We start from the raw sequence: 8,842 nt of genomic DNA on the forward strand, positions 1-8,842 counted from the left end.
AAGCACCACACCCAAGCACTCCTCTGCCTCGCCCGCCGACGAGCAGACGTCCTCTTCGCGATGCTCCGCGACGGCACCTTCTACGAACCCCAACCCGCCCCATCACCTTGACCAAACCCATAGGGGCACCCCCCCGGCGGTCTTGGCACCCTTGTTACCCCGCACCCGATCCCACGCGACAAGCAAGAATGCGGGATCGGCACAGAGGTTGAACAGGTCATCGAACCTGCGATGAGGATCATCACGGGCCCAACGGTGCAGCTTGGCCTGGATCTCCAGTACCCGGCGCTCCGCCTCATACGTGGCGTGCTCCAGTTCGTCGGTATTCACCGATGACCTCCCGGTCTTCCAGTTCCTCGACTGCTGACTTGCTGGCCCCCTTCGCCATGTGCGCGCCATTAACGCGCTCGGACTACTACGAGGCCTCCGCCACGTCCTGACGTCGTCAGCCGACGACGGGCCTTGCCCTCCGCCTGACTGCCTGCCAGACGGGAAGGTCGACACCAGGACGCTTCCCACGTTCACCACCAACCGGTCGACGAGCGAGCCGCCCAGCTCTACCCCGACAGCCTCGCCACGCCTACGCCGCAGGCTTTCAACGTGGCCTCCCCACCGGCACCCTGAAATCGGCTTCGGAGTCGCCACCCGGAGGTGGCGTGCGCTGCAACCGGCCCACATCCTCCAGATTGGAGCCGGCGGAACTCTTACGGGGCGTCAGGCACTGGTTCCTCTCGTACGGCGTCTCGTCTTGCTTGCCGGACCCGCGTCGTCTGGAAGTGCCGACGCGTCCCGTCGTTTTCAGGGCTGCTCTCACCTCCGCGTGCATCTCCACGCATCGGCTGCCCTCAGCTTCACCAGCCTGCTGCGACAGGCCGGCGGTAGGGGTCTTTCACCCCTACCCGGTATCAAGTGGCGCCTCGTGGCGCACAAGGGTGTAATTCCAGTCGCCGTGGAAGCGGTGCCGGGTGATCGGGAGGGCGGCGATCTCCTCATCGCTGACCTGGATGCCGGTGGGGTACTGGTCGGTGTCGAGTTCGGCGTGGACGGTGAGACCGGTGCGGGTGGTGGTCGCGGCGATGGACTGCACGACGACCTCGTGGCTGTTCATCGGTCTGCCGCGCCAGTTCATGGTGATCGCGGAGAACAGTCGATGCTCCACCTTGTTCCACTTCGATGTGCCCGGCGGCATGTGGCAGACCGTGACGGCCAGGCCGGTCCGGGCTGCGAACGCGGCCAGCTCGGTCTTGAAGGCCCGGGTGCGGTAGCCGTTGGAGCCGCCGGCGTCGGCAGTGATCAGCAGACGTCTGGCCTGCGGGTAGTCGAGGCATCCTTGCCCGTCCCACCAACGGCGGATCGATTCGCCCGCGAAGGCTGCGGTGTCGTGATCCGTACCGACGTTCACCCAGCCGGTGTTCGCCGCCAGGTCGTAGATGCCGTAGGGCAGGGCCTTGCCCAGCGCGTCACCGGGGAAGTCGTAGACGTCGACCCGCACGGGTTCACCGGCCGGCCGCCATTGACGTCCGGCGTTCTTGAATTCCCCGACGACTTCCTTCTTCTTCGTGTCCACGCTGACCACCGGCTCGCCGTCCGCCTGGTGGTCCTTGACCTGGTTGTTGATGTACCGGAACTGTGCGTCCCGGTCTGGGTGTTGAGCGCCTGTTTCCGAACTCGGTGGTGCGGATTGGTCAAGCTCTGGTGCCTGTTGTTGCGGTGTTGGCGTGTTAGGGGTGCGTCAGGATGCGGTTGGTGAGTGTTGGGAGGGCGTCAACGGGGGCGGGGTGGGGTCGGGTTGGTGGTGCGGTGGGTGTTGCCGTGTTCACTGCGCCGGATTGGCTGGCGTGGCGGTAGGCGTTTGGAGGGGGTCGCGTGTCGCCTGGGCCCGGTCTTCCGTCTCAGCCGGCCGAGGTGCCGGGTCCGGCTGGTGGTTATCGCAACGCCCCGGTCTCGGCTCCGGCTCCGGCTTTGTCGTTGCCCACGGTTCCCGGGGTGCCTGGTGGCGCGGGGTTGCTGGTGGTGGACTTCGGCGCTTTGGCTGCCGCGGTCGAGGCTGCCCGGATCGCCGCCGGTGTGGCGCATCGTGCTGCGGCTGATGTTCAGGCTGCGGTGCAGCGGTCGGGTGCCGCGCCCTGGGGGGATGATCCCGGTCTCGGGCAGGCGTTCGGCGGTGTGTTCGCCGGGCCTCGCGGCGATCTGGTGCAAACGGTGCTGGAACTGCCGTCGGTCCTGGATGGCCTGGCGGATTCGCTGGACGTGACACGGCGTGGTTTCGTCCGTGCTGAGGATGAGGCCCTCGACGCTGTTGTAGGCATGAGGCGTTCGATGGGTGCTGAGGCGTCGTGGTAGACGCCCACCACGTGCCGCCTGAGCTGCAGAACCTGCTCATGGTCGTCGTGGGGAACAAGTGGCCGACCGGTGACGAGACCGCTCTGCGCGCCGAGGCTGCGGTATGGCGGGAGACAGCGGACACGATCCGCTCGTGCTCCGAGGACGTGGCCGAGGTCCGCGCGCGGGTTGACGCGGGACTGCAGGGGCAGACACGCCAGGCCATCGACGGGTTTCTGGACAAGCTGGCCGGCTCGGGTGATGGCGCTGCGCTGCCGTTGACCGTCCGCTGTTGCGAGGATGCCGCCGACGCGCTGGACGCGCTGGCCAATGAGATCGAGACCCTCCGGATCGAAATCATCGGTGCGCTGGCTGTTCTCGCGGTTCAGTTGATGGTTGACATGACCGTCCTGGTCTGGTGCGGAGGCCTCGCGGCCGCGGCTGCGGAGATCACCGCTGCCCGGGTGCTGTGTCTGGCTTTCCTGCGGCGCGCGGTGATCCACGCTCTCACCCGGGTCACCGAGTCGGTGGTGGCCCAGGTCGGGTTCGCTCTTCTGGCGCAGGTCATCGAGCTGGGCCAGCATCACCGCAACTCCGTGGACGGTGAACAGCTGAAGGTGGCCGCGGTCAACGGCGCCGTCGGAGGCGCGGTCGGGTTCGGGGCGGGCCTCGGCGGAGGCGTACTGGCCCACGGCGTGAACAGAGGAACCCGTCTGGCCGGACTGGGAGCCGTGGGGCGCGGCGCTGCCGGCTTGGTGTCGCAGGGCGGCTTCTCCGCTCTGACGGGCATGGCCGAAGGAGCGGCGCAGGACGCGGTGTTCGGGCTGTCCGGCGACTGGGTGTCGGGGGCCGCCAACGGGTCATTCAACGGCGCATGGGGCGCTCGTCACACAGGGATGAACCCGAAGAACATCGGATCGATCTCGCCTGCGGATCATTTGGAGAACATGGCCGACCGGTTGCCGGTAATCCCGGACACGAAGGGTGGCGACGACTCCGGGCGGCCCCCGTCACCTGACATGCCGCCGGTAAGCCGTCCATCGACAACCGACGCTCAGCCGCCGTGGTTCACCACCGCGTATCCCGGGGAGGTGACCGGCCTGGAAGGCCACGAGGTCTGGCAGGACGAATCCCATCCGCCGCTGTGGCACGACCGGCAACCAGCAGCCCGACAACCGCCGGAATCCTTCGACCCCGGTGTCAATCCGTGGGCAGACCGCCACCCTGTCCACGAAGACCCCCCTTCACCCCGATCCGCCGGCGATCCCGTATCCCGTGTCGGTGCCACCCGACTGGGAGAACCCCTGGACCGACGTCGAAAGGGAGGCCGACGCCACAACCAATCCCCCATCGGTCGTCGACACGAGCGCCACGCCACCAGCCCAGCGGTGGGACCAGCAGACCGGTAAGCAGGTTGCGCAGACGTAGTCGCGGTGGTGGTGCGACAATCGGGCGGGCCGGAAATTCGCGTGGCGTCTGGGTGGAGTTCCTGACCCGGAACGCCAAGATGATCAGTCCCGTTGTGCCTCGCGGGAGGCCGGCTGTCCGCTCCTGCGGGAGCTTCGGCGGGTGATTCGCCTGGTCATGAGGGTGATCGCGGCCCAGGTGATCAGCGATTCGGAGTGCTGGATGAGGCGTTCGTAGTCGCGGGCGTGTCGGCGGGCGTGCATGACCCAGGCGTGGGAGCGTTCGACGACCCAGCGGCGGGGCAGGACGACGAAGCCGGGGGTGTTCTTGGGGCGGCTGACGGTCTTGATGGTCAGGTTCAGGTAGGTCTTGGCCCAGGTCACGAGCTGTCCGGCGTAGGCGGAGTCGGCCCAGACGATGGTGATTTCGGGGTGCATCAGCCGCAGCCGGAAGAGGACTTCTTTGGCCGCGTTGCGGTCGGTCATGTCGGCGGGGGTGACCATGACGAACAGCGGCAGGCCCTTGGTGTCCACGACCAGGTGCCGTTTGCGGCCGTTGATTTTCTTGCCGGCGTCGTAGCCGCGGGAGTCCTTGCCGACGGTGTCGGCGGCCTTGATGGACTGGGAGTCGATGACGGTGGCGACCGCTCCGGGCGCCTTGCCCATCTCGCGGCGGATGCGCTTGCGCAGGCTGTCGCGGATCTGCCCGATGACGCCGGCGGCGGCCCAGCGGGCCATGAATCCGTAACACGTGCGCCAGGGCGGGAAGTCCTTGGGCAAGGCCCGCCACTTGCAGCCGGTATCGACCACGTAGCGGATGGCGTCCACGATCTCCCGCCTCGGGTGCTTTTCCGGGCGGCCGCCGGTCGGGGTCTCCCAGGCCGGGACCGGCAGCAGCGGTTCGATCAGCGCCCACTCGTCGTCCCAGGTGTCGGAGGGGTAGCAGCGACTGCGCGGCAACCTTCCCTCCCTCAAAGAACGGAGCGGGCCCGGCCATGAAGCGGCCGGGCCCGCCGGTCAGGCGTCGGCGTCGGTGTAGTCGGCGATCACGTCAAGCGTGGACTCGACCGAGCTGAGCTGGGTGTTCAGGTGCTTGACCCACCGGCTTTTGGGTTGCAGGACGGCATGGGGGGCGACGGTCCCGGTGATGAACCGGCGGATCTCAGTGAGCTTGCCGCGGATGACCGCGACCTCGTATGCCTGGAGCTCGGCAGGGTCGGCGCAGAACTTGTAGCCGTCGGGCCGGGTCCAGATCAGCGGTGGCCAGCCGCGTTCGGTGATGGTGTCCCGCAGGCAGGCCAGGCCCGAGCGGGCCTGGTGGGGCGACAACTCGCTGGATCTGACCAGTTGGAGGAAGGTCAGACCAGCCGGCCGGGCCTCGAAGAGCACGAACCGGACGGTGTCGGCGTGCCGCTGGGCCGCCGACGATCTGCGCGCGGAGGCACGGGGCATCGGCTATTCACCCTGCAGGAGTTTGGCCAGTTCGCTGTCGACGTCGACCTTGCCGGTGTCCACGGCGGTCTCGATCCAGTCCAGCGTGGCCCGGACCCGGGCGACGTTCTCGTGCACGATGGTGCGTTCGTCGTCGCCGAGCTGCCGGTCGCGCATGCCCGGGACGGCCCGGCCGGCCGCGGCGACGAACGCGTGGCAGGCGGTGACCAGGTCCAGGAACTCCACCGACCGGTCGATGTTCTTCACAGCTGGGGCGACGGGGCTGGTGTCCTCGAAGTGCCCGCGAGCCTGCCGGCCCCGCTCGACCTGGGCGTGGTTGACCTGGTGGCGGGCGGTGTCGTCCGACATCGCCCGGAACGCGACATCGGGCCTGCGCAGCAGGCCGGTGGTCACCGTCGCGGCGACGTGGTCGTCGCGGGTCAGCTCTTCAACGACCCGGACCTTGTCCTCCTGCCTGACCTGGGCGACCACCGTCGGACGCCGTAACAGGTCGCTGGTGACGGTGGCCGCGACCTGTTCGTCGGTGGCCAGGGTGTGGATCGCGCTGACCTTCTCCTGCGGGGTCACAGGCTTGACGACCTGCCGACCGACCCGCCGATTCGCCTCGTCCGGCGTCCAGCGGGACTTGCCTTCGGGCGGGCTGGCGATCGCGGAGAACCGTTCCTCGTCATCGGTGATGGACGCCAGGATCTTGTGGACGGTGAAGGACACCCCCGGCATCCGGCGGTCCTTCGGCCACTTCGACGCGGTCCACCTCGCGTTCCTCACCGACGCGTAGGACAGCCGGTGTCCTCGGCCAGGCGGAACAACGAGTCCTTCACCGTGAACAACTGGTCGCTCTGCTCCTGGCCGCCGTGCTCGCGCATCGGCTCGACTTCGAGTGCGTAGTCGCCGGTCGTGAACTGGATCCGGCTGGCGGTCTCCACCAGTTTCCGCAGCTCGGCCACGATCTCCGCGTACCGGCTCGCGCTGACGCTGCCGACCTTGTCGGCGTCCTCGATCTCTTCGGGCATGCCGTTCACCACCCACCGCGGGGCCGGGGCGCGGCCCCGCGGCCGTGACAAGACCCGGCCCGCTTCTCCGACCGAGCGTCAGACCGGAAATAAGAAGATCACAACGAAGGACCGGAAATAAGCAGAATCTGACCGGAGGTACGATCAGGATGCGTTCGCGTTGCGGTCACTGTGACCGTTCGCCGAACGATTCCTTTCGGGCCCGCCAGGCCCTCGTGACGCACCGCCGCGAGCAGTAGACCGCGTTCGAACGGCGGTCCACCCCCGCGACCCACGTGGTCCCGCACTCGGGGCACTCGGCCCGTCCGGCACCACCCAGTTCCGCGGCCACCCGCTTGCGCAACCGCAGGTCCCGACGCCACTGCCTGGCACGACACGGCGTTGAGCAGAACCTCGTCCGAGGCGGAGCCTCCGACCGCAGCCGCACGCCACACCCCTCACACACCCGCTCCACAGCCTGCCCGGCATCCTCGGACACCCAGTCAGCCTAGGTCACAAAGCTACTCAAAACCCGGGATCGAAAACAGGCACTGAGCGCCCTCAAGGGTCTTGGCATTGGCCTGCAGACTGAAACCGCTCTCCCGCAGCAGCCTGCCCACAGTCGGCGCCGATGCGGCATGGCCCTGCCGGGTCAGCTCCCCGGCCAGAGACCGCAGCGACTTGGTCGTCCACCGCAGCGGCGACATCGGATCGCCCCGCTCATCCGGCTCAACCAGCGCCAGCAACGCCGGAACGAGCAGCGGGTCAAGCTCCTCGGCGCTCTTGCGACCGCCGCCGTCCCGACGGACCCGGCCATCAGGCAGTGGGTCCTCACCGCCCTCCAACTCGAAGACACCCTTCCGCACCGTCGTCTCGCTCACCCCTGCGGCACGCGCGACGGCCCGGACCCCGCCGTGCCCCAGCAACCGGGCCTCGGCGGCCAGCGCCAGCCGCTGCTGTCGCTCATTCAGATGAGGGAACAACACTCCGAATCTCAGGGCAAGTTGGTCACGAACCTCACTCGGTATGCGCATACCACACCAACGACAGGGAGACCGTGAAGCAACGTGTTGATTCTTTACGGGCCCTTAGAGCTCGTAACAGGATCATGAGTGGGCCTTCTTGAGCCGGCGCCAGCAGATGAAGCTGCAGGCGAGGGAGACGAAGGCGTCGTGGAGTTCGGTGCGGCGTTCCCAGCGGACGGCGAGTCGTTTGAACTGGTGGAGCAGGGCGAAGGTCTGCTCGACGACGTAGCGGAGCTTGCCCATGTCTTTGATGTTCGGGCAGCCCTTGCGTGAGGCGCCCCGAAGTTCTCGGACAGCGGTCCCCATAGGATCGAAGTCCAGAACGGCGGAGAGAGCACGTGGCACAGAAGCGTAGGAAGTTCAGTCCTGAATTTCGGGACGAGGCGGTCAAGATGGTGGTCGTGGAGTCCCGCCCGATTGCCGAGGTCGCACGAGAGATACAAGTGAACGAGGGAACGCTGGGCACCTGGGTCAGCCGGTACCGGCAGGAGCACGCCGGGGAGGAGCCTCCGCTGAACATCAGCGAACGCGCCCGCCTGCGCGAACTGGAACGCGAGAACCGGGAACTCCGCATGAAGACCGAGTTCCTGGGAAAAGCGGCGGCCTTCTTCGCCCAGGAATACCGGTGACGGAGAAGTACGAGTTCATCGACGGCGAGGCCGGTAACTTTCCCGTGCAGCAGATGTGCACCTGGGCGGGAGTATCCACGTCGGGCTTCTACCACTGGAGATCGAGGCCATTGTCGGCCACCGCGAAGCGTCGTGCGGAGCTGAGGGTCGTCATCCTCCAGGTTTTCTCCGACTCTCAGGAGACTTACGGTTACCGGCGTGTCCACGCCGCGCTCCAGAGGATGAACGTGCAGGCCGGAGCGGAACTGGTCCGCGCACTGATGCGCGAGCTCGGCCTGGTGCCATGCCAGCCGCGGCCCTGGCGGGCGACCACGATCGCCCATGATGCGGCGCCGGCCACGCCCGACCTGCTGGCCCGTGACTTCACCGCTGACGCTCCCGGACGCAAACTGGTCAGCGATATCACCTACGTTCACACCTGGGCCGGGTTTCTTTATCTCGCGACCGTCATCGACTGCCACACCAAAGCGGTGGTCGGCTGGGCGATGGCCGACCATATGAAGACCTCTCTCATATCGAATGCACTCGATATGGCGGCCCGGAACATCGACCTCGTCGAAGGATGCATATTTCATTCCGATCGCGGCAGTCAGGGCGGATTCAACTGGTCGTCGCAACACCTTGATCACGGAGGTGCGCGATGGGGCGAGACGAGAAGAAGATGCCGAAGTTGCCTGCGGGTGCGCGACGGCAGTGGGCGGCGGATCGGGCGTTGCGACCGTCGGTGCGTTCGCCAGGCCGACCGGAGCCGTCTCGTGCGGTGCAGCGGGACTTCTGGCGGCGGATCGCGTCGGGAGTGACGACGGCAGAGGCCGCGGTGGCTGTTGGCGTTTCATGGCCGGTCGGATCCCGGTGGTTCCGTCACGCTGGCGGCATGCCGCCGATCAGCCTGGATGAGCCCACGGGCCGCTACCTGTCGTTCGCCGGGCGTGAGGAGATCGCGCTGCTGCGCGCCCAGGAGATCGGCGTGCGCGAGATCGCCCGCAGGATCGGACGCGACCCGGGCACGATCTCAC

8 protein-coding genes and 4 pseudogenes are annotated in these 8,842 nt (G+C 67.4%); 5 read left to right on the forward strand and 7 right to left on the reverse strand.

What is annotated here, in order from left to right:
- Nucleotides 1–102 precede the first annotated feature (102 nt).
- Together ACIA8E_RS41115 and ACIA8E_RS41120 are read right to left on the reverse strand one after the other, a co-directional pair.
- Nucleotides 103–330, reverse strand: a complete 228-nt coding sequence (locus ACIA8E_RS41115; RefSeq protein WP_399307132.1) for a hypothetical protein — start codon at nucleotides 328–330, stop codon at nucleotides 103–105.
- A 598-nt stretch (nucleotides 331–928) separates the two neighbouring features.
- A pseudogene (locus ACIA8E_RS41120) lies at nucleotides 929–1,657 on the reverse strand (ISAzo13 family transposase); the annotation flags it as partial.
- 347 nt (nucleotides 1,658–2,004) lie between these two features.
- Here ACIA8E_RS41120 and ACIA8E_RS41125 point away from each other — a divergent pair.
- Both ACIA8E_RS41125 and ACIA8E_RS41130 read left to right on the forward strand, forming a co-directional pair.
- The gene (locus tag ACIA8E_RS41125) at nucleotides 2,005–2,343 is read left to right on the forward strand and encodes a hypothetical protein (RefSeq protein WP_399307134.1); all 339 of its coding nucleotides are present in this window, start codon (nucleotides 2,005–2,007) and stop codon (nucleotides 2,341–2,343) included.
- 146 nt (nucleotides 2,344–2,489) lie between these two features.
- On the forward strand, nucleotides 2,490–3,731 hold the full coding sequence (locus tag ACIA8E_RS41130; RefSeq protein WP_399307144.1) for a hypothetical protein: 1,242 nt from the start codon (nucleotides 2,490–2,492) through the stop codon (nucleotides 3,729–3,731).
- Nucleotides 3,732–3,876: 145 nt separating this feature from the next.
- Here the strand turns inward: ACIA8E_RS41130 and ACIA8E_RS41135 are convergent.
- From ACIA8E_RS41135 to ACIA8E_RS41155, 5 genes and pseudogenes are all read right to left on the reverse strand, one after another.
- Nucleotides 3,877–4,688: pseudogene (locus tag ACIA8E_RS41135) on the reverse strand (IS5 family transposase); the annotation flags it as partial.
- 57 nt (nucleotides 4,689–4,745) lie between these two features.
- The gene (locus ACIA8E_RS41140; protein ID WP_399307136.1) at nucleotides 4,746–5,180 is read right to left on the reverse strand and encodes a RacP protein; all 435 of its coding nucleotides are present in this window, start codon (nucleotides 5,178–5,180) and stop codon (nucleotides 4,746–4,748) included.
- 3 nt (nucleotides 5,181–5,183) lie between these two features.
- Nucleotides 5,184–6,193: pseudogene (locus tag ACIA8E_RS41145) on the reverse strand (DUF6192 family protein).
- 530 nt (nucleotides 6,194–6,723) lie between these two features.
- Nucleotides 6,724–7,206: pseudogene (locus ACIA8E_RS41150) on the reverse strand (ISAzo13 family transposase); the annotation flags it as partial.
- A gap of 72 nt (nucleotides 7,207–7,278) precedes the next feature.
- On the reverse strand, nucleotides 7,279–7,440 hold the full coding sequence (locus ACIA8E_RS41155; protein WP_399307138.1) for a hypothetical protein: 162 nt from the start codon (nucleotides 7,438–7,440) through the stop codon (nucleotides 7,279–7,281).
- A 95-nt stretch (nucleotides 7,441–7,535) separates the two neighbouring features.
- On the opposite strand from ACIA8E_RS41155, the gene ACIA8E_RS41160 reads away from it, so the two are divergent.
- The 3 genes from ACIA8E_RS41160 to ACIA8E_RS41170 all read left to right on the forward strand — a co-directional run.
- Nucleotides 7,536–7,826, forward strand: coding sequence for a transposase (locus ACIA8E_RS41160; protein WP_067343150.1), 291 nt, complete (start codon nucleotides 7,536–7,538; stop codon nucleotides 7,824–7,826).
- Complete coding sequence (locus tag ACIA8E_RS41165) at nucleotides 7,823–8,626, forward strand: IS3 family transposase (RefSeq protein ID WP_399307140.1); 804 nt, start codon at nucleotides 7,823–7,825, stop codon at nucleotides 8,624–8,626. Before ACIA8E_RS41160 ends, ACIA8E_RS41165 begins: the two co-directional genes overlap by 4 nt.
- The coding region (locus ACIA8E_RS41170; RefSeq protein WP_399307142.1) for a helix-turn-helix domain-containing protein at nucleotides 8,587–8,842 on the forward strand (256 nt) is incomplete at its 3' end. The genes ACIA8E_RS41165 and ACIA8E_RS41170, both read left to right, overlap by 40 nt.

It is taken from the genome of Streptomyces sp. NPDC051664, assembly GCF_044453545.1.
Lineage (GTDB): Bacteria > Actinomycetota > Actinomycetes > Streptomycetales > Streptomycetaceae > Streptomyces.